The sequence below is a fragment of the Roseivirga pacifica genome, from assembly GCF_900111145.1.
Taxonomy (GTDB): Bacteria; Bacteroidota; Bacteroidia; order Cytophagales; family Cyclobacteriaceae; genus Roseivirga; species Roseivirga pacifica.
The window spans coordinates 96,507-116,930 of the sequence record NZ_FOIR01000006.1; the positions used below are offsets into that span (position 1 = coordinate 96,507).

Annotated in this window: 18 protein-coding genes; 11 read left to right on the forward strand and 7 right to left on the reverse strand. The window is 41.3% G+C overall.

Features of this window, described 5'->3' with window-relative positions; all coding sequences use genetic code 11:
* Positions 1–5: 5 nt before the first annotated feature.
* Entirely contained in the window at positions 6–566 is a 561-nt protein-coding gene (locus BMW98_RS20110; RefSeq protein ID WP_090261349.1) for an eCIS core domain-containing protein, read from the reverse strand.
* 97 nt (positions 567–663) lie between these two features.
* Between BMW98_RS20110 and BMW98_RS20115 the strand changes: the two genes are divergently transcribed.
* Positions 664–1,266 carry a class I SAM-dependent methyltransferase gene (locus tag BMW98_RS20115; RefSeq protein WP_090261280.1) on the forward strand — a complete coding sequence of 201 codons (603 nt, stop codon included), beginning with the start codon at positions 664–666 and terminating at the stop codon, positions 1,264–1,266.
* Here BMW98_RS20115 and BMW98_RS20120 read toward each other — a convergent pair.
* Entirely contained in the window at positions 1,261–1,740 is a 480-nt protein-coding gene (locus BMW98_RS20120) for a c-type cytochrome (protein ID WP_090261351.1), read from the reverse strand. The two genes, BMW98_RS20115 and BMW98_RS20120, sit on opposite strands and share 6 nt — an antisense overlap.
* A gap of 97 nt (positions 1,741–1,837) precedes the next feature.
* Here BMW98_RS20120 and BMW98_RS20125 point away from each other — a divergent pair, with 97 nt between their 5' ends.
* The 3 genes from BMW98_RS20125 (at position 1,838) to BMW98_RS20135 (ending at position 4,442) form a co-directional block, all read left to right on the forward strand.
* Positions 1,838–2,539, forward strand: coding sequence for a 3-keto-disaccharide hydrolase (locus tag BMW98_RS20125; RefSeq protein WP_090261282.1), 702 nt, complete (start codon positions 1,838–1,840; stop codon positions 2,537–2,539).
* Positions 2,540–2,629: 90 nt separating this feature from the next.
* Positions 2,630–3,256 carry a hypothetical protein gene (locus BMW98_RS20130; protein ID WP_090261284.1) on the forward strand — a complete coding sequence of 209 codons (627 nt, stop codon included), beginning with the start codon at positions 2,630–2,632 and terminating at the stop codon, positions 3,254–3,256.
* Positions 3,257–3,602: 346 nt separating this feature from the next.
* Positions 3,603–4,442, forward strand: a complete 840-nt coding sequence (locus BMW98_RS20135; RefSeq protein ID WP_090261285.1) for a hypothetical protein — start codon at positions 3,603–3,605, stop codon at positions 4,440–4,442.
* A gap of 526 nt (positions 4,443–4,968) precedes the next feature.
* On the opposite strand, the gene BMW98_RS20140 is transcribed toward BMW98_RS20135, so the two are convergent.
* Complete coding sequence (locus tag BMW98_RS20140) at positions 4,969–8,349, reverse strand: methylmalonyl-CoA mutase family protein (protein ID WP_090261287.1); 3,381 nt, start codon at positions 8,347–8,349, stop codon at positions 4,969–4,971.
* A 173-nt stretch (positions 8,350–8,522) separates the two neighbouring features.
* Between BMW98_RS20140 and BMW98_RS20145 the strand changes: the two genes are divergently transcribed.
* The 6 genes from BMW98_RS20145 (at position 8,523) to BMW98_RS20170 (ending at position 13,055) form a co-directional block, all read left to right on the forward strand.
* The gene (locus BMW98_RS20145) at positions 8,523–9,374 is read left to right on the forward strand and encodes a DNA alkylation repair protein (protein ID WP_222843688.1); all 852 of its coding nucleotides are present in this window, start codon (positions 8,523–8,525) and stop codon (positions 9,372–9,374) included.
* 235 nt (positions 9,375–9,609) lie between these two features.
* A complete protein-coding gene (locus tag BMW98_RS20150) occupies positions 9,610–10,560 on the forward strand; it encodes a hypothetical protein (protein ID WP_090261291.1) in 951 nt (316 codons plus the stop codon).
* 220 nt (positions 10,561–10,780) lie between these two features.
* On the forward strand, positions 10,781–11,098 hold the full coding sequence (locus BMW98_RS20155; RefSeq protein ID WP_090261354.1) for a hypothetical protein: 318 nt from the start codon (positions 10,781–10,783) through the stop codon (positions 11,096–11,098).
* Position 11,099: 1 nt separating this feature from the next.
* On the forward strand, positions 11,100–11,372 hold the full coding sequence (locus tag BMW98_RS20160) for a hypothetical protein (RefSeq protein WP_090261293.1): 273 nt from the start codon (positions 11,100–11,102) through the stop codon (positions 11,370–11,372).
* Between the two features lie 187 nt (positions 11,373–11,559).
* A complete protein-coding gene (locus tag BMW98_RS20165) occupies positions 11,560–12,522 on the forward strand; it encodes a Fic family protein (RefSeq protein ID WP_090261295.1) in 963 nt (320 codons plus the stop codon).
* 116 nt (positions 12,523–12,638) lie between these two features.
* Positions 12,639–13,055 (forward strand): hypothetical protein, encoded by a 417-nt coding sequence (locus tag BMW98_RS20170; RefSeq protein WP_139177721.1) that lies wholly within the window; start codon positions 12,639–12,641, stop codon positions 13,053–13,055.
* Between the two features lie 56 nt (positions 13,056–13,111).
* Here the strand turns inward: BMW98_RS20170 and BMW98_RS20175 are convergent, their stop codons facing one another.
* Positions 13,112–15,250, reverse strand: coding sequence for a patatin-like phospholipase family protein (locus BMW98_RS20175; RefSeq protein ID WP_139177724.1), 2,139 nt, complete (start codon positions 15,248–15,250; stop codon positions 13,112–13,114).
* A gap of 47 nt (positions 15,251–15,297) precedes the next feature.
* Positions 15,298–16,467 carry a THUMP domain-containing class I SAM-dependent RNA methyltransferase gene (locus tag BMW98_RS20180; RefSeq protein ID WP_090261302.1) on the reverse strand — a complete coding sequence of 390 codons (1,170 nt, stop codon included), beginning with the start codon at positions 16,465–16,467 and terminating at the stop codon, positions 15,298–15,300.
* A 316-nt stretch (positions 16,468–16,783) separates the two neighbouring features.
* On the opposite strand from BMW98_RS20180, the gene BMW98_RS20185 reads away from it, so the two are divergent.
* Positions 16,784–17,182: a hypothetical protein gene (locus BMW98_RS20185; RefSeq protein WP_090261304.1), complete on the forward strand. Its 399-nt coding sequence runs from the start codon at positions 16,784–16,786 to the stop codon at positions 17,180–17,182.
* Positions 17,183–17,221: 39 nt separating this feature from the next.
* Here the strand turns inward: BMW98_RS20185 and BMW98_RS20190 are convergent, their stop codons facing one another.
* Positions 17,222–17,857, reverse strand: coding sequence for a hypothetical protein (locus BMW98_RS20190; RefSeq protein ID WP_139177725.1), 636 nt, complete (start codon positions 17,855–17,857; stop codon positions 17,222–17,224).
* 113 nt (positions 17,858–17,970) lie between these two features.
* Entirely contained in the window at positions 17,971–20,421 is a 2,451-nt protein-coding gene (locus tag BMW98_RS20195) for an ABC transporter permease (RefSeq protein ID WP_090261308.1), read from the reverse strand.
* Positions 20,422–20,424 lie beyond the last annotated feature (3 nt).

A 20,424-nucleotide genomic window follows, 5' to 3' on the forward strand; every position in this document is an offset into this window, starting at 1 on the left:
AATAGCTACTTAGTATTCAAGGCTTTTGCCCCCATCACATCAGCCTCCTTTTCAAGCCCCACATTATCGTTTACGGCAACGCCATTTACAGCTGTGGTAGGCTGCACACGGCCTTGCTTCTGCTGAACAGTATGCCAAGCCTCATGCGGCAAGTGCTTTTCTTGGCCAGAGGCAATGTGAATATCACTACCTTGGGCATATGCGTGGGCATTCATTTGTGCTGGCTTTGGCGAATTATAATGCACACGAACATCAGAAACATCTACCCCTGAAAGATTTTCAATACCCGATTTTAGACTATCGGGCATTCCCGTTTTGTTAGGTTTTTGCTGCACGGTTTCAAATTTACCTTGCACAGGCTCTTCTTCTTCAGCCATTAGTTGTGCGGTATTAAACTTACCTTGAGTTAATTCTTCCTCTTCGGGCATTAATTGGCTAACAACCTTATTTTGAACCGGTTCCTCTTCTTCAACCCGTTGAGCAGCAGCTTGGCCGCTAAACTGACTGTTGGCTGCAGAACGACTTGAAGTGGACTTATTTTCCTGTGCGTAGCGTGATGTTTTCATGTGTTTATTTTTTCGCCCTTCGACAAGATTAAAAATACTTAAAATTCTGATAATTAACCAATTGAATACCGAATCAAAAATCAACTAACTTCACCTTATGATCAAAGGAATTGAAGGCTATTCGGAGGCATTAGAAAAGTTTACCTCATTAACCCTGTCCATCGATTTTGAACTACTGCACAAAGATTTTCTGGCCTATATCCCTAAAGAAAAGTGTCATATACTAGACCTCGGAGCGGGTATCGGCAGAGATGCGGATTATCTTTCGGCATTGGGTCACAAAGTGGTTGCTGTAGAGCCTAACCCAGAAATGGTTGCAGTTGGCAAATCACTCTTCAAAAACAAAGTTGAATGGATAAGTGATAGTCTGCCCATACTCAAAATGTTAAACAGCAATTATCAATTCAACTTCATTTTAGCCTCTGGAGTTTGGCATCACATAAACGGTGAAGAGCAAAAACAAGCAATAAAACGGACTGCTCAATTGCTAGATGTGGATGGCATTTTCGCAGTGTCGTTGAGAAACGGTCCGGCAGGATTGGGAAAAAAAATTTACCCGACAGATGAGAAAGTAATTATTAAAGCAGCTTCAGCAAATGGTTTAAAGCTTTTGCTGCATAAAGAAAACCAACCTAGCCTAATCGCTAATAAAGCGAATGTTCGATGGACCAGATTGGTTTTCCAAAAACCGGACTTATAATGTTCTAAAGTATTCTAACACAGCCCTAGCCTGCTCTTCCGTTAGGCCCATGTCCGACATTGGCGATCCGTTAAACTCCAAAAACAAGTCTTTTGCCAAAGGATCATCACGAAGCATTTTAGCCGGTTCCAAAATCATGTTCATAATCCATTCAGGAGACCTTCTATCCACTACTCCCTTCACTGCAGGACCAATAAACTTGTCTTCCACCTTGTGGCAAATCACACAGCTTTGCTTAAATACTCCTTCACCTGTTTTAGCAAGTTCTTCATCAATTGTGTCGGGAATATCCACAGAAGTGATAGGCCCCACACCCTTGCTTTCCAAGTCAACGCGAGTTGATGCTTTTTCCTCTTTAGGTGCTTTATTTCCAGCACCATTAATGTCATAATTATCGGTATTGTCCTTTTTACCCGAACAAGAAATGGTGAATGCGGCCAAAAGTGCGGCCAATAGTAATTGATTCGTCTTCATATTATGAGTAGCGCGTTTTTTCCGCTCACAATTAACAAGAATTAGGTTTGAAAAAAAATCATTAACTAGAGAAGCCGATTTTTTAACCACTACACCTATGAAAAGAAACGCAATTTTCCTCTTCTCACTCTGCATTGCTATGTTCGGTTGCCAACAAAACGATGGCTGGATAAGCCTATTTGATGGCGAAACCCTTGATGGCTGGCATGTTTACGGCCATGGCAAAGAATACAATGGCTGGACGGTAGACCAAGGCGTGATACTGTTCGACCCTGCTTTGCGCACCGAATCCACCAGTGCCAACCTTACTACAGACAAGCAATACTCCAGTTTTGAGCTTTCGCTAGAATGGATGATTGGCGAACACGGCAACTCTGGCCTAATGTGGGGAGTGATAGAAAGCGACAAGTATGAGCACCCTTACCTCACCGGAGCTGAAATTCAAATATTGGACGATGGCTGGACAGAATACGTAACCGAGCGTGGCGACATTAACCGAGCTGGATCACTTTACAACCTGATGCCACCAAGCCAAGTTGTGAGCAAACATGCTGGCGAATGGAACAAATACCTGCTGCATATCGACCAAGAAAATAATGAAGGTTTTCTGATTTTTAATGATGTAAAAGTGCTTGAATTCCCAGTTAACGGACCAGACTGGCAGGCCTTAATTGACAAGTCGCCTTTTGGTGTTTGGGAAGATTTTGGGAAAGCGCAAACTGGCTATATATCACTGCAAGAACATGGAGGGAAAGTAGCTTTCAGAAACATCAAGATCCGGGAATTGAATCAGGAGTAAACCATCACCCTCGTTTATAACGAGGAGCTCCAAAAGTTGATTTGGAGAGACCGCATTGAATTGCAAAGAGCCACCTATTAAAACTTCATTATGGACAATTCATTACTAACCTCAATAATTGCTTTAACCGGGGTAATCATTGGCACGACACTTTCCTCGTTAAACAACCATGTCCTTAAGAGAAAGGAAACTAAACTCAGAGTTCTCGAAAAGATTTTAGATAAGCGTATTAAAGCACATGAAGAAATTTTGAGCCTCGTTAAAAAAACAAGAAGTGTGATAGGAACAGGAAAGAAAGATGAAGACAGCAATGTTATTTCCTACCCGTCATGCATGGAATCATTTGATCATTTTTCTCTCTTTCTTCAAGAGATGTTTCAAATAATTCATCAAAACTCCCATTGGTTGAATACTGATTTGCAACGAGAACTATCCTTCTTTCAGGACTATTTAGTGACAATTTATCACCAAGTATCAGAAGCAGGGACTGACTCGGATATAATAAAAACTGGGGTAATAGTAAAACAAGATTTTGTTAATCTCGCTATGAGCATAGAAAATATTACGTTTCAATTTTTTCGGCACGAAATAACCAAATTACGTATAAATAAACTTGATGAGTGGCATAAATATCCTAAAGAGGAGACAAATAAAAGGTTCTCAAAAACAGAACTAATGACTAGAAGTAAAGAGATTGAGAAAATCATTAAGGGATAAGTAAGCACCACTAACTCATCCTCCTTTAAAATGAGGATATTGGAAAAGTCGTTTTACATACTTTGTTGGTGTTACACCAACAAACCTCTTCTCGTTACGAGCTGAGAGTCTTTGCACTAGAAACAAACAGATTGCCAAAGCCCAAGTTCTTGCTAATGTAGGACTTGAGCCTCGCAATGACGGAATCCAATAATTCCCTATAGACTATTGGCCATCGACTAACCACCGCATGTTTCTGCCATTTCAGCCCTTTCATAAAAGAATACACCTCCAGCGTGATTGACACGACTAGAACAAGTAGCTATATTTCAATACTTTAATTAGTACATCACTATAATCTACCGTTATGCGCTCTAAACTTGTTCTTTTCGCGGTTCTTATTTTGTGCAGCCCCAAAGCAATCAAGGCCCAAGATCAAATTCAGTTCACCTTCAATTCAATACGGATTAACAACTCATTTATTGAAGAAAAGAACTACAGCAACACCTCACCTCACATACTTATTTCTACCAGCGAGTTTAGGATTCCATCACCGGAAGAAGTTCCTCCTGGCACTCACCCCGAATTTGGTGTGCGTATGGTTTTTTCTATTGAAAACCACCATGACCTAACTACTCCAAACCCTCAAAACCCATTAACCCTGACTTACTCTCAGCATGAGTATGGGCGAGACGAAAAGGCACATATGGAGCAATTCAAAAACTCTAGCGAAGCCAAGCAAACCGCTGCTACAGGGCAGACAATTAACGAATCGATGAAGTCGAAAGAGGAAAGGGTAAAGGAGCTTTCAGAGAAAGTGGCAAAGGGTGATCAAAATGCCTTAGCAGCATTGGAAGCCCTATTAAACGAAGAGCTGGAAAAAGCCGAGAAGGCAAGTGCCGGGATGACAGGCAATGTCCCTAAGTCTCCAACAGCCAACAAACCTTACTACTCACTCGCGTTCTTTCTCCCATACGAAGACTCGCATATGGAGTTTATGCTCGACATGAAAAACGGCTCAGTCACCATTACAAAAATGAATGAAAAGCAATTTGAAATGACCTTTACCGGCTATGCCGAACTTTACTATGACGACCGCGACATAGAAACTATTTCCAAACTAAATAAAGAAGCAGGGCAACCCAACTTTGGTAAAGTGCTCAAAGAGAAGGGACAAATAAGTGGTAAGATGGTGATTGGGTTTTAGGAGGTGTTAATTCCATCTCCACGAATCGAATATTTATCTGTATTATTTAACCATGAGACATTGGAGTGTGGAGTAACTAACTTGCTTTAGCGACAATCAGAGGGCTGGGATCCAACATCAGCGTGACCATCGACTAAAAATTTAGCCAGAAGTGCTTGAATACTTCGATGGTTTCCGCATCCTTTGTTGGCGTTGTCACCAACAAACCGCACCTAGTTAGTAACCTGAGTCTAATTCGCACGGGCAAGAGACAAATTACCACAGCCCAAGTTCTCCCTACTGCAGAACTTGAGCCTCACAATGACGGAACCCGATGATTATCTATGGACTATTGTCGATTGTCCATCGGTTAACAACTCCTCCTCCGCCCTATGGGCACCTCCTCCAGAGGAGGACATTCGTGCCACCATCCAATTCCTGATTTCTAATTGACTAAATACCACCACCCTCAATCCCTGAAGGAATGCCATAGGAAGAGACTTCCTTACCCGATTTCTGATCACTGATCAACTGATAACCAAAGCAACTACATGTTGCGCCTATACTGCCCTCCTACTTCAAACAATGCCGAAGTAACCTGTCCGAGCGAGCAGTACTTACAAGCTTCCATCAGTTCTTCAAAGATATTTTGATTTTGAATTGCGGCCTGTTGTACGCGCTTCAGCATTTCAGCAGCCTTTTCTTCATTACCATTATGCAAATCGCCCAACATAGAAATTTGATATTCCTTCTCCTCTTTGGTTGCGCGAATCACCTCTTTTGGCTGAACAGTTGGCGAACCTTTAGAACTCAAGAAGGTATTCACCCCAATGATTGGGAACTCACCGGTATGCTTCAAAGTCTCGTAGTAAAGCGACTCTTCCTGAATCTTGCTGCGTTGGTACATGGTCTCCATCGCACCAAGCACGCCACCACGCTCAGTAATTCTATCGAACTCTGTTAACACCGCTTCTTCCACCAAATCGGTCAGCTCTTCGATGATGAAAGAGCCTTGCAGCGGGTTCTCATTCTTCGCCAAACCTAGCTCCTTATTAATGATTAGCTGAATGGCCATTGCCCTACGCACCGACTCTTCTGTTGGTGTAGTAATTGCCTCGTCATAAGCATTGGTATGTAGTGAGTTACAGTTGTCGTAAATCGCATAAAGTGCCTGCAACGTTGTTCTAATATCGTTGAAGTCGATTTCCTGTGCGTGCAACGAACGACCCGAAGTTTGAATATGGTATTTCAACATTTGCGCACGGGCATTCGCACCGTATTTCTCCTTCATCGCTTTGGCCCAAATTCTTCTGGCCACACGGCCGATTACTGCATATTCAGGATCAATTCCATTAGAGAAGAAGAACGACAAGTTCGGACCGAATTTATTGATATCCATGCCTCGGCTTAAGTAGTACTCCACATAGGTAAAACCATTCGCCAATGTAAAAGCCAACTGCGTAATAGGGTTGGCACCCGCTTCGGCAATATGGTAACCAGAAATAGATACGGAGTAGAAGTTCCTAACAGTCTTTTCGATAAAGTATTCCTGCACATCACCCATCAAACGAAGAGCGAACTCAGTAGAAAAAATACAAGTGTTTTGTGCCTGATCTTCCTTCAGAATATCCGCCTGCACCGTACCACGCACGGTCGATAATGTTCTGGCTTTGATATCGGCATACACATCGGCTGGCAGTACCTGATCGCCCGTAACGCCAAGTAGCATTAGGCCAAGGCCGTCATTTCCTTCAGGCAATTCGCCTTGGTACTTAGGTCGTGCTACTCCACGCTCTTTATAAATCGCCTCAATTTTCTTTTCAACCTCTTTTTCCAGCCCATTTTCCTTAATGTATAACTCACACTGCTGGTCTATGGCAGCATTCATAAAGAAGCCTAAAAGCATTGGAGCCGGACCATTAATGGTCATAGAAACAGAAGTAGTTGGGTGCGAAAGGTTAAAACCTGAATAGAGCTTTTTCGCATCGTCTAGGCAGCAAATACTTACCCCTGAATTACCGATCTTACCGTAGATATCCGGTCTGTAATCAGGATCGTTTCCATAAAGCGTTACGGAATCGAAGGCGGTTGACAAACGTGCAGCCGGCATGCCCAAACTCACATAGTGAAAACGCCTGTTGGTACGCTCTGGACCACCCTCGCCAGCAAACATTCTGGTTGGATCTTCACCTTCTCTTTTGAAAGGATAAATACCGGCAGTGTAAGGAAATTCTCCCGGTACGTTTTCCTGTAATGACCAACGAATTACATCGCCCCAACTCTTGAATTTCGGCAATGCCACTTTCGGTATTTGAGAATGTGAAAGTGACTCTGTATGCGTCTTTATCTTAATTTCTTTATCGCGTACTTTAAAGGTGTAAACCGGATCACTATACTTCTTTTTCTTTTCTTCCCACTGCTCAATCAACTGCCAATTATGCGGGTCTAAATCAAGCTTTACTTGTTCAAATGTTTCCTGAAGTCCTTTGATCAAACGATCTCTATCCGCGATAGTAGAGTCCTTCAACGTTTCCATAGAACGCTGAAGCCCATAAAGCTTGTCCGCTACTTCAGCTTGAGAAAGTGCTGTAGCATCGTAACCACGGTTATTTTCAGAAATCTCTGATAGATAGCGTGTTCTATTTGGTGGAATCACAAAAATCTTCTCCGACATCTCATTGGTGATCTCGAAGGTAGACTTCAGTTCGGCATTGGTTTTCTCAACCACTTTGTCCATAATCACCTTATAAAGACTGTTCATGCCCGGGTCGTTGAACTGCGAAGCAATGGTGCCGTAAACAGGCATATCATCTACTTTGGCCGTCCACAAACCATGGTTGCGCTGATACTGTTTCTTTACATCGCGTAGTGCATCTAAAGCCCCGCGCTTATCAAATTTATTCAGCGCAATTACATCAGCAAAATCGAGCATATCGATCTTTTCTAGCTGAGTTGCGGCACCGTATTCAGGCGTCATTACGTAAAGCGAAACGTCTGAGTGATCCAGGATTTCAGTATCCGACTGACCGATACCAGAAGTTTCGAGAATGATCAAATCGTACTGCGCTGCTTTTAGCACTTGCACCGCTTCGCGCACGTGTTTCGAAAGTGCCAAATTCGACTGACGGGTAGCCAACGAACGCATATAAACGCGTGGATTATTGATGGAATTCATGCGAATTCTGTCACCCAAAAGTGCTCCACCTGTTTTCCTCTTCGATGGATCTACAGAAACAATGGCGATAGTTTTGTCCTCAAAATCAATCAGGAACCTACGCACCAATTCATCAACTAAAGAGGATTTTCCAGCTCCACCAGTACCGGTAATACCGAGTACAGGCGTTTCCACTTTATCGGCCATTTTGTGCACCGTATCGAAGTCTTTAGCAGATGCTTCCGGGAAATTTTCGGCTGCAGAAATAAGCTTCGCAATGGAAGTCACTTCCTTTTCAACCAAATGATTTACTTCACCATTTAAGTTTTGTCCGGTAGGGAAATCGCATTGCTCCACCATGTCATTGATCATGCCTTGGAGCCCCATTTCACGCCCATCGTCTGGTGAATAGATACGGGTAATGCCATAGTCCATCAGTTCTTTGATCTCTTCTGGAAGAATCACTCCTCCTCCTCCTCCAAAAACCTTAATGTGACCAGCTCCTTTTTCCTTCAGCAAGTCGTACATGTACTTAAAATACTCTGTATGACCACCTTGATACGAAGTCATGGCAATGGCCTGCGCATCTTCCTGAATGGCGGTATTCACCACTTCCTCCACACTGCGGTCGTGGCCAAGGTGAATTACCTCGCAACCAGTGGCCTGAATAATTCTGCGCATGATGTTGATAGCCGCATCGTGCCCATCGAACAATGAGGCAGCGGTAACAATTCTGACTTTATTTTTTGGCGTATAAGGAGCTACTTCTTGCATCTAAATTTCCATTTCTAATCCACTACAAATTTAGCCAAAATGCGTGATTCTCCTAACGATTGTTAGGCAGCCGTATAAGTCGCTTATTTTCAGTAGAGAAATGTAGAAACTAACTGACAAGCCTTGCACAAATCAGCTTATTGAGAAACTTAGCGGTATTCTACTCATTTCTTGTGAAATTAGCTTTAGCCAAACCCACACTTCCGATGAACCCAGAAATTCTCAATAGAAAAGGAGCCAGAAAAGTAGAAGACATTCCACAAGCCGTGTTGAGCCTGCTGAACAAGGGTGAAATAGAAACTGTAAACTTGACCGAATGGCTAGCGATAGACCACGCACAGCTAATTCAAACAGTATTTCCGGCTTTGGGCATGGACTGGGAATTGGTAGAGCGTATCTCCAATGAAATAGCACTGCAAAAAAAGCCTTCTACCATGAACACCACTAAACTAGTGGGCGCTGCGCTTTATAAACACTATGCCAATACTGCAGAGCTTGACTCGGTACTCGATAAACTGAGCAGTCATAAGTCAGACACTATTCGCTGCTATGCCCCTTTTTTAATTGGGCTAAATGAAAGGCTAAGCATATCAGAAAAACTGACTAAAGCACTTAGACTTGTAGCTGACAAACACTTTGGGGTGAGAGAAGTGATTTGGCTTGCACTGCGCCCTGCCATTGAAGCAGATCTCGATGAAGCTATTGAGGTCTTAACCGAGTGGACTCAGAGCAAGGATGAGAATGTGAGAAGGTTTACTACAGAAGCTACACGACCAAGAGGGGTTTGGTGTAAGCATATTGAGCGGCTTAAGGAAAGCCCCGAAATTGCCCTGCCTATTTTGGAACAACTAAAGTCGGACACTTCCAAATATGTTCAGGATAGCGTGGGTAATTGGTTAAACGATGCGAGTAAATCCAAACCAGAATTCGTGATAAAGCTCTGCGATAAATGGAGCAAAGCATCACCAACCACTGCAACTGAAAAGATTGTAAAACGAGCCAAACGATCGATCGATAAAAAGTAAGGGCTCATTATACTTTCCTGTTTGACCTCAATTATTTGAACACAGCCAATGGCCTTTTACAAATGCATTATAGTTACATCCTGATTAGAAAAGATGATGGGCTAAAAGTTGAACTTATACCTGAGAAAAAAGCTTAACAATGTTTCAAGCAAATCATAGCTATAAACACTAGGCCGCTATTCTTGAGATAATCGACCATATTTATGACCGATTTTAGCGCACAAAAAACAAATCAATGAACAGATTTTTTAGAATAATCAAAAAGGTAGTTTTATATACACTCGCCATTCTTTTACTGCTTTCAGTCACAGGTTACGTTTACCTCTATGTTCTTCCCAAAGGGCCAGAAATCACAGCCACCAGAAAAATCAATGCAGGAACTGACTCTTTTGTCATTCACGCTTATAAAGAAAGTGAAAGAAAATCCATTAGAGTATGGACTTACAAACCTGAAACTTGGAACGACAAAGACAAAATAGTTTTCGTGATGCACGGTGGCGGACGAAACGCGGATGACTATCTAAATGCTTGGATTGATTTGGCCAATGAGAATAACCTGTTAATAATAGCACCTGAATTCGAGAATAAGTTTTCGAAGTACACTACAAACGACTATCAAGAAGGGAATCTGTTTACGTTTTTTGGAAGCAAAAACCCGAAAACTGAATGGGCATATACAGTGGTTGAAAACATATTTGACCACATCAAATCCGTGAATAATATTACAAATGAGCAGTACGATATTTTTGGACATTCAGCCGGTGGTCAATTTGTACATAGAATGGTAATGTTAATGCCCGAATCGAGAATTGGAACGGCCATAGCTGCAAATTCTGGCTTTTACAGCTTACCAAACGAGAACCTTGCATTTCCGTATGGAATCAAAAATACAGCAACAGATTTGCAAAAATCTTACAAGAAAAGAATGATTGTTCTTTTAGGAGAATTAGATAATGATCCTAGCTTGGGGACTTTTAGAACAACGGATTTAGCAATGGAACAAGGCGCACATAGGTTGGAACGTGGAACAACTTTTTTTAATGCTAATAAGGAATTAGTAGATAAAAACAATTGGGAGTTTAACTGGACAATTGACACGGTAAAAAACACAGGGCACAACTATAAAAAGATGTCTGAAAGTGCGATTAAGTGGATAAATACCGCCCCTAACAACGGTAATAAGTAAATACTTATCCTTATCTGCTTCTGGAAATCATCACCCATTTTCAGTTTGGCCCTTTTCCACCCTCATTTGTAACGAGGATAAGTTATTGGTTAAATGAAATGGTGGGAATGGCCTATGGCCCTGCTATTTTACGGCTATCAGTCATAAATCTTTCATTATATATTCATATCAATCATATTTATGAATGACACGTAACGTTACCTGCAAGCTGAAAAACAGAATGAATACAAAAGAATTTGTAAAAGGATTTTATAAAGAGAAACAGAATTTTCTTGCTGAATATTTATCTGAAAATCCAGAATCAGAAGTTGGACATCTGATTAAATCATTAAATCTGACCGACCAACAACCTGATGTAATGAAAAAAATAATGGACGGAACACTAACGGACATTTTTTACACTATTCTTTTAGGTTTAGACGGTTGTGCATCGATAGGCGGAACACAAGAATCATATGATTTGAAAGATGAAAACGGAAGTCAATTAAGTGGAGAAATAGAAGGATATGCTTATGAGTATTTTCACGAATCGGACTAAGATGAGCTCACTCATATCTGATTTAAAAAAGGCAGAAAAAATCTTATCCGAATATTCAGGAGGTTATTCTGGAAAACATTCATCAGCGGAGGAATTCCATACTGACCTCGTTGACCGTATTAAAAAATTGGAAAACGGAAATGAAAACGTAATTGAGGATTTGTGGATTTGGTTTGCACCAACTTGCCAATGGGACGACTTCGTTGGAGAAATTGATTTAGGAGAAAGAATATTTCAACGATTGAATAAAATAAAAAATAAAGTCAGCAGGTAACAATGGCTATAAGTAATTGCTTGTCCTCTCCTACTTCTTAAAATCCTCGCGGATTTTCAGCTTGGTGTGTACTTGTTAAGTTAACCGCTAAACCACGCAACTACTCATTGCCGAGACCTTTGCACACCACATAAAAAAGCTAATTTCATAGAAACCTCTATCTTTGATACTATCAAATGATACTATCATGAAGCCTCCGTATGAGATTAACACAAATATCTTAGGGTTAATAACTAGTATTTCGGAAAAGATTGGAGAAGTAAATGCCTCTTTCTTAATAAAGTCTTCTCCTAGCCTTCGAAAGCAGAATCAAATTAAAACGATTCACTCTTCTTTGCAGATTGAAGGTAACACTTTGACAGAACAACAAATTACTGCAATACTTGAAAACAAAAGAGTTATTGGCCCATCAAAGGACATCAAAGAAGTTCAAAATGCAATAAAAGTTTATGAGTCAATAATTGACTACAAATTTGATTCTATTAACTCCTTTTTAAAAGCTCACAAGACGTTAATGTTTGGACTAATTGATAATCCAGGGGAGTTTAGAAAAGAAGGAGTTGGAATTGTAAAAGGATCCAAAGTTGAACACTTAGCCCCCCCTCCTGAAAATGTTCAGTATTTAATAAAAGACCTATTTGATTACCTCAAAAATGACGAGGAAATCACTTTGATAAAAAGTTGTGTTTTTCATTACGAAATGGAATTTATTCATCCTTTTACTGACGGAAACGGTAGAATGGGAAGATTATGGCAAACAATTATTTTAATGTCTCAATACCCCATCTTTCAATACTTGCCTTTTGAGACCTTAATATCAAAGTCGCAAGAGGACTATTACAAAGTTCTATCCATATGTGACAAAACGGGAAAATCGACTGTATTCATAGAATATATGCTTTCAGTAGTAAATGATACGCTAGCAGAACTAATTAAAAATTCTGTTTCTGTGAATATGACACAGGAAAATAGACTAAAACACTTTTGCTCTCTAAATATGGACTCCTTCTCTAGAAAAGACTATATGCAAGTCTTCAAGCACTTGAGTAGCGCTTCAGCCAGTAGAGATTTAAAAACTGGAATTGAAAAAGGGTTATTCACAAAATCAGGAGATAAAAGACTGACAACTTATCACATTAAAAAACAATAAACTCGGTATGCAACAACCTATATTCAATGTGGCTTATGGAGGTACAGAAAATCCTTAACTTATTGTAGCTATAAACTGCATAGCCAGTGTATTCTACCCAATTGCTAGTAAAAAAGTTGAAACTCAAAGACCTTAGAAATATCAATTCAAACCTAGAGTTAGCTAAAGTAGATTTTAGCGAAACTGAGAATATCTATACATCGAATTATTGGGATGGTGCTATAAGCGGTATTATTAAATACCAGAATAGACTTTTTTGGTTTGAAATGATTCAAGAAAATGAAGATTGGAAAGCAGGTGATTGGCATAGAAGGTTTGCTATCGTCAAACTTTCAATTGAACAAACAGAAAAGGAATTTCAAGTTCATGAAGACTTCCAAAGGTATGTCGGAACTCATTTTGATGGCAAACCATTAAAAAGCCCTCCAAAACTTGAAGAAGGGAAAATAGATGAGTTCTATGAAAAACATGGTGAATATGTCAAATCAAAACCTTTTGAAGACAATGAAGTAATTGCATGGATGGAGAACTAAAAAGCAAGTACCAAAGACCAAAACAACTAAACCATTGTATGATTTTTACCAAACCACTAATACCTCTCCAACTTCCTTAGACTTTCTTGGTTTACTGGGCGATGTATAGATTCTATAATGTCCTTTTTCTCTAGTTCTGTCAATCGCCAACTAAGTGAAGCGCGGTCCTCCGGATCGGCTGCATATTGAATTTCCACCCGCTGCAATTGGTCGCCAAAAGAAGCTTTTACTAACTCATACCACTGGTCATTTTTAATCGTCTGCACCTTGTCCCAGCTTTTATACACCGACTGAATTGGCGAGAAAAATCGCTCAACAATATTCTGTGATTTTACCGCTGCCAGTTCTTCACTTTTCTTTGAGTCACGCACGGCCAACAGCACCACTTCATTGGTGTTTTCCTTTATCCAACCTTTAAATGCTTCCAAGAAAATCAGCGCATCTACTACCCCATAATTATCGGAAATTCCAGCATCGGCAATTTGCACTGGTGGCTCCGTTGGCAATGTCATGGTTGGGGTAATGTACGGAAAAGTAGCACTCATGCGCAGTGCGGTTAAAAACCGCAAGCTATCGGCTTGATGTTCCTCCAACAAAGCTCTAAAATCCACCCCTTGTACAATCGCATTTTGGTCTCTCTTTTCATTAAAAACACCAACAGGATGCGGAGAGATGTAAAGCTTGCGTCCGTCATTGGTAATCAACGGTGCTACCAAAAGCTTCGGAATTCTTGCGCTATATTCTGCTTCGCGATAATCGGCAATGGGTCTATCGAGCAAACCACCCAAATTCTGACTTAGGTTTTGCTCAAAGGTATAGCCTCGCTCTTTTTTATAGGTTTGACCAGCATATTCAAAGTTTCTCACCTTTAAAAAGAAATCGTTGATCAGCAGGGTAAATATCATAGGGTTAAGCAATTCGGTACTAATAGCCACCCTTGCTTGTTCATCGCTTACCATAACATTTTGCATGTAGATATCGCGGAAGTATGCCGCCCCAACCAAGCCGCCAGAAGCTCCCGTAATAAGAAAGGTTTTGTCCATTAATTGGCCCTTCATGGCCGAATCGGCATGCTGCAAAACGGTGGTCGTCCAAAGTGCTGCGCGCTGCCCTCCTCCACTTACTGCTACCAACACCATATTGGGTTTTTCCTGCCCAGTTTTGGCCTTCCAGTTTTGGAGCATTTCAATCCAATAGGCCTTGCTTTCCCTCACGGCATCTTCGGATACCAAGGCATTTACTTTGTTCAAGTTGTAGGTCGTAGGTTCGGTTTTATAATCGAGCCCATAAGCCGGAAAAGTATAGCCCGTATGGTACCTGCTAGAGTAAACATTGGCAATAACCAGTAGCAAAATAACCGCAGAAACCACCCACGAACGTAGCCAATAACTAAGGGCACCTGTGGCCATTACAAAAATGGTAAAGAACAGCACCGCTGATGCTCCGGCCGGAATTTGAAAAACAGGAGTGTTCTGAAATATCCCAAGGCCGAAAATAACTACCAACAGAAATACTTCCGCAATAATGGCATTGCTCTGGTTTTGCTTAAAAATGCCAAGAATGGCTACCCTATCGTAATATTTTTCGAAGCGGTGGGTAGGAAAAAAACGAAACTTAATGGAAAGGTAGTTATCGCATTTTACAGGCTTTTTATTCAACCTTCTCAGCTGTTGAAAAGCCGACTTGCGCTTTTGCACGCTAAACTTTGGTGGCAGCTTAGCCGCTTTGCGCTTAAGCACCGTACGCATGTCGCGGTTGGTTATGGCAAAATAGCTAAACAGCATCATGAGCATAAAAGCGTAGCCTAGCAATAAACCACCTACGCTGGCCAAAATCTCGGTGCTGCTATAAAGTGCCGCATCGCGCTGAAAGCCAATTATTCTAACGACATAAAAAATTAGAAAGCCTAGCGGTAAAAGTGCATTGTTGAGACAGTAATGCGTGAATGGCCGTGGCAAAGTACCCAAAAACGGAAAACGAAAGCCATCCAAGATATAACTGGTAATGTTAAATGACATGGCAAAACCAGCCAGCACAACGCCCATAATCAGAAAGCCCCAAAAGCCTACTTTGTCTAAATAGATTGGATCCAAGAATAGGTAGGGAATCCCCAAACTCTTGCCAATTCGACCATCTATAATCGCAAAGAGTATGACCCAATAAAGCAGTAAAAACTGGTTGTGCTTAATATGCACAAGCAATAGCTTAATGGGAAAACTGTTTAAAATGGATCGAATAATCTTCAATCTTTTTGCTTCTTGGTACCTCTGTATAAATCGTATTTCAACAATCTACATTCAATTTTCGCATTGAAAAAGGGAATTCTGGCAGAAGTTCTTAGACCGATGTGTTTGGCAAGATCGAGGTTACCAGTAAAGATAAAGCCTGTATACCCGTTACACTTTTGCTTCATAAAATCGCCAATAGCCTTATAAATTGGCTCCAGCTCTTTTACCTCTCCAAGTCGCTCTCCATATTCGGGGTTCATCATTAGCACGCCATCTTCTTGCGGCACAGGCGTATCGCGAAAATCACCTTCAAAAAATTCGATCATATGGTCAACTCCGGCAGTTTTGGCATTGTCCCTCGCTGCAAAAAGTGCTTGTCTACTCAGGTCTGAAGCTATGATTTTCACACCTTCGGTTTCTTTTATCTGCAAACCTGCCAGTCGTTTATAGCCCTCCCACGACTCTTCATCGTAGCCTTTTAGGTGCATAAAGCCAAAGTTATCGCGAAACAATCCAGGCGCTTTGTTCTGAGCCAAAAGTGCTGCCTCAATGGCCAGGGTACCACTACCACACATGGGGTTTACAAAGGGGCTTTCTCTATCCCACTCAGATGCAATGATTGTAGCAGCCGCCAACGATTCACTCATTGGTGCCTTGAATGGAATTTTTCTATAACCATGCTTAGAAATTGTCTGGCCAGAAGTGTCGAAATAAATGCGCACTTTATCTTCTTTCCAGTACAGGTGAATCACCACATGATCTTTTTCTGGCCCGGAATTAGGTCGCTTACCAGTCTTCTCCAAAAACCTATCGGCAATGGCATCTTTCACCCTTACATTGGCAAAACGTGTATCCTTAATACTATCGTTTTTCACATAGCTGGTAATGGAAAAGTAGGTATCGTTATGCATGTACTTTTCCCAAGGAATATTCTTAATCCGCTTATAAAGTTCATTGGCATTTACTGCCCTAAACCGCTGAATTTGAAACAATACCCTGCTTGCTGTACGCAGGTACATGTTTAAGCGCATGCAGTCGTCCATATAGCCGCTGGTTTCTACCTCTGTAACGCTCGAATGTTTTATTTCATAGCCCAAATCGGTCAGCTCTTTGGCCAGCCAGTCATTCATTTTTGGGAAACAGGTTACTACTATATCGGTCTTATATGGAAATACGCTACTCATTAAAGGCGAAATACGGCAGAATTGATGGTATTAACAAAATCGGAATCACTCATTAATTTCTCAGCGCATCAAAGTGCGATCATTCCTTTCAAATTTTAGCAAAAGCTATTTTCAAGCCGTATGATTCAACAATAATTATGAAGCCTTAGCACCATGTATGAATGATGGAGTGCAAGGAATTATTAGTGCAACTCGGCAAAACTGGCACGGGTGCTTTACGCACATTTTTAACACACATTATGTCAAAGGTTTTTTAGTAAAGTGTAGCTTTAAACCTTTAGTGATTCGAACCATCTAAACAACAAATTTCAACGAGATGAAAAAGTATTCTTACCTATTAGCGCTTTTGCTTTTCGTAGGCCTTTCTAGCGCCTATGCTCAAGGTGGCCAGGGAGGCCGCAGACAGCAAATGGATCCTGAAAAAGTGGCAAAACAACGTGCCGACATGTGGCAAGAAGAGTTTGGCCTTTCTGACGAGCAGCACGAAAAAGTGCAAGCCGTATTGGTAAAAAACATTGAGGAGACGCAAGAAAAAATGCAGTCGCTAAGAGGCAGTGGAGATAGAGCAGCCATGCAAAAAGGCATGGAAGAAGTGAGAGAAAGCCTAGAAAAAGAGTTGAAGACCATTTTTACAGAAACGCAGTGGACTGCTTATGAAAAATGGAAAAAAGAGAACCCACCGATGCAAAGACGCAGAGGCGGTGGGGGTCAATAGTTTCAATAAGAGGCCGTTCTTTAGTCAAACGGCCTCTTCTTATTTTTTTCCGTAAACTTTCACTAGGTCTTCCCAAACAGAAGCAAGCCACTCTTCCCCTTCACCTTCAAAAGGTAGTATTCTCCCTCTTTGGTAAAAGGTGTAAACCAACTCATTACTTTCACTATCCATTTCTACCCAAACCTCTTTTCGGGTTGTTTCATCCATCACCATTAGGTAACCATCATCTGCCAGTGACTTTAACGCAGAAAAGTCATCGTTAAACTTCACTTTACCACTAGATTCAATCAATAATCCTGTCCGACTATTCTTAGAACGTAAGAAATGACCGTTAATCTCGTATGCACTACCAAACTCAAAACTTGGTAAGGCAGGCAACGATGGCAGGCTTGGCAAGCTCGGAAGCGAAGGCAAAGCCGGTAATGACGCCAAACTTGGTAAATCGGGCAATTCTGGCAATACAACCTCCAATGCCGGAATGGGTGGAATTGAAGGAATAGATGGAATGGACGGTATTGGAGGGATAGCTGGAACCGGTGGTACTGGCGGAATCACCTCCGTTCCGCTTCTTCTGTACCTTTCATTGCGTGTATCTTGTGCACTGGCAAAAGCCAGTGAAAAGCACATTACTACCGCAAAGAATAACTTAAATAAACTGTGTTTTGATTTAATCATAGCATTGAGATTTTGACAGTTACAATTTGGAAAGCAATGCTATTAAGAAAAAGTAAGCGGGAGTGAACCGTAGTTTTTATGGATTGAAACCGCGGTTCACTTCTTTCACTAAATCACTCATACCTCAATGCCTTGGCCGGATTTCCATTGGCAGCCTTAATTGATTGAGAAATAATGGTAAGCAGCGCAATAAGCAGTAACACCGCTGCCGGCACTACAAACAAGACCCAACCAATGCTTATTCTATTGGCATAGCCCAGTAACCACTGATTAAGCACAAAATAGGCCACAGGTATTGCTATGATAATCGAAACACCAATCAGCTTAAGGAAATTGGTAGAAAATAGCTTGATAATTGACGGGACAGATGCTCCCAAAACTTTACGAATGCCTATTTCCTTAATCCGCTGTTGTACCTCATAAAGCACTAGACCAAACAACCCAAGTATGGCTACAAAAATGGTCATTATGGCAAAGGAGGTGAACACAGTTCCGAATTGCTGATCGGCTCGATATTGCTTGTTGAAATCTTCATCCACAAAGAAGTACTCAAAATCACTGGCAGGATAAACCGACTGATACAACTCTCTGATGGCACTAAGAGATGCAGCATAGCCATTCTGATCATCTGCCTTCAACTTAATTAGTGTATAGTTGGCATAATTCGATGCTTTATCGAAAAAGAAAGCCATTGGTTCCACATTATACTTTACTGAATTCTGGTTGTAATCGCCAATCACGCCAACCAGTGTAAATATTCTCCCCCATCGATTTACTTTTTGGCCAATGGCCGCTTCATTAGAATCAAAACCCAGTGTTTTTCTGCCAGTTTCGTTCACGATCATTCCATGATACTGCTTATCCGTATCTTCAAATGGCGTTTCCAATTCGGCATTAAAATACCTGCCGGCCAATAATTCAATCTCGAAAGATTGCAATAGTTGGTCATCTACTCTAAAGAAAGCGAAGTTGACATTTTTACCTGCTTCGGTGCCCACGGTATACATGCCAGTGGTTGTATTTAAATCCAATGTTCCTCTTCCGAAACTCGATTCAGAAAGCGCTACACTTTCTACCTGAGAAAGCCTTAATAACTCGGACCTAAGCGTCTTTCTCTTTGCAGCGATTGTCTCTTCATCTTCCGGCAAAAGCGGATTATTGATAGCCAAGGACTCCGCCAAGTTCACTCCCAAATCTTGATTGCGCATGTGATTTACCTGCTTATAAATGGTAAGTGTACCCACCAATAAAAGCATGGTAATTGCAAACTGAAATACTACAAGTCCCTTTCGTAAAAATAAACCCGATTTAGAATCTTTTAGCTTTCCTGAAATAACAGCGAGTGGCTTATGCCCTGAAAGCACGAATGCAGGATAAACGCCAGAAGCAATAGCACCGATTGCATAAATCAACAAAATCTGCCAAATCAGACTTGGTTCATCCAACAGATTAAAAGAAAGCGTAACCCCAGCCACACGATTGAACGAAGGCAACACACCCTGAATGAGCGTAATGGTAAGCACAACAGCCAAAAGATTTAGCACAAATGACTCTGTGAGAAACTGTGCAATTAAGGCGCCTCTTCCAGAACCCATTACCTTTTTTAAACCAACTTCTTTAGCTCGCTCCATTGCCCTGGCCGTACTCAAATTGATGTAGTTCACCCAGGCAATTACCAGCACAAAAACGGCAACAATAATCAGGATATTTACCACCTCGGCACTGCCATTTGCTTGCGCTTCGAATGTTTTGTCAGAGTGTAAATGAATATCAGCCAAAGGCTGCACTACCAAGCTATCACCTCTCTCTTCAAAGCTTTCGGTGTGCTTAAAGTAAATTTCATTCAACTTTTTCTCTAACACACTTTGGTCTGCCTGATTGGTAAGTAGGTACATAAACTCGTTGTTACCGCCAAAGTCTTCATATGTACTGCCCAAATAACTAATCGCAGACTCGTAAGAAACCAAAATATCAAATGTAAGGTGGGTGTTTGCTGGTACATCTTTAATCACCCCACTCACTTGCATGTCGACAGCGCCACCACCAGGAATTACCGTAAGCGTTTTGCCCATTGGATCTTCTTCACCAAAGTATTTTTTGGCTGCACCTTCAGTAAGCACTATTTGGTTTACTTCGCTTAGTGCCGTTTCAGGGTCGCCTTTAACCATTTCCCAATCGAACACCTTAAGCCAAGCAGGGTTAGCAAAATATGCCCTGTCTTCATTGAAAGAAGTATTCTCACGCTTAAAGACCAACCGGCCAAAATTGCGCGCCATGGCATAATCCGTTACTTCTGGCAATTGCTCTTTGGCAATTAGCCCAGCGCCTGGGTAACACTGCGCATCGGCTATTTGAAATGTATTTCCATTGTAGATGTCCACCGTAACGCGGTAAATATCTTCTGCCTTAGTATGAAATCTATCATAGCTCATTTCATACTTTGCGTAAGTAAGAATAAGTAAACAAACCGTCATACCAACGGTAAGGCCAAGAATGTTGATAAACGTAAAAGCCTTTCTCTTTTTAAAGTTTCTGAAGGCGATAAGTATATGGTTCTTTAACATGAC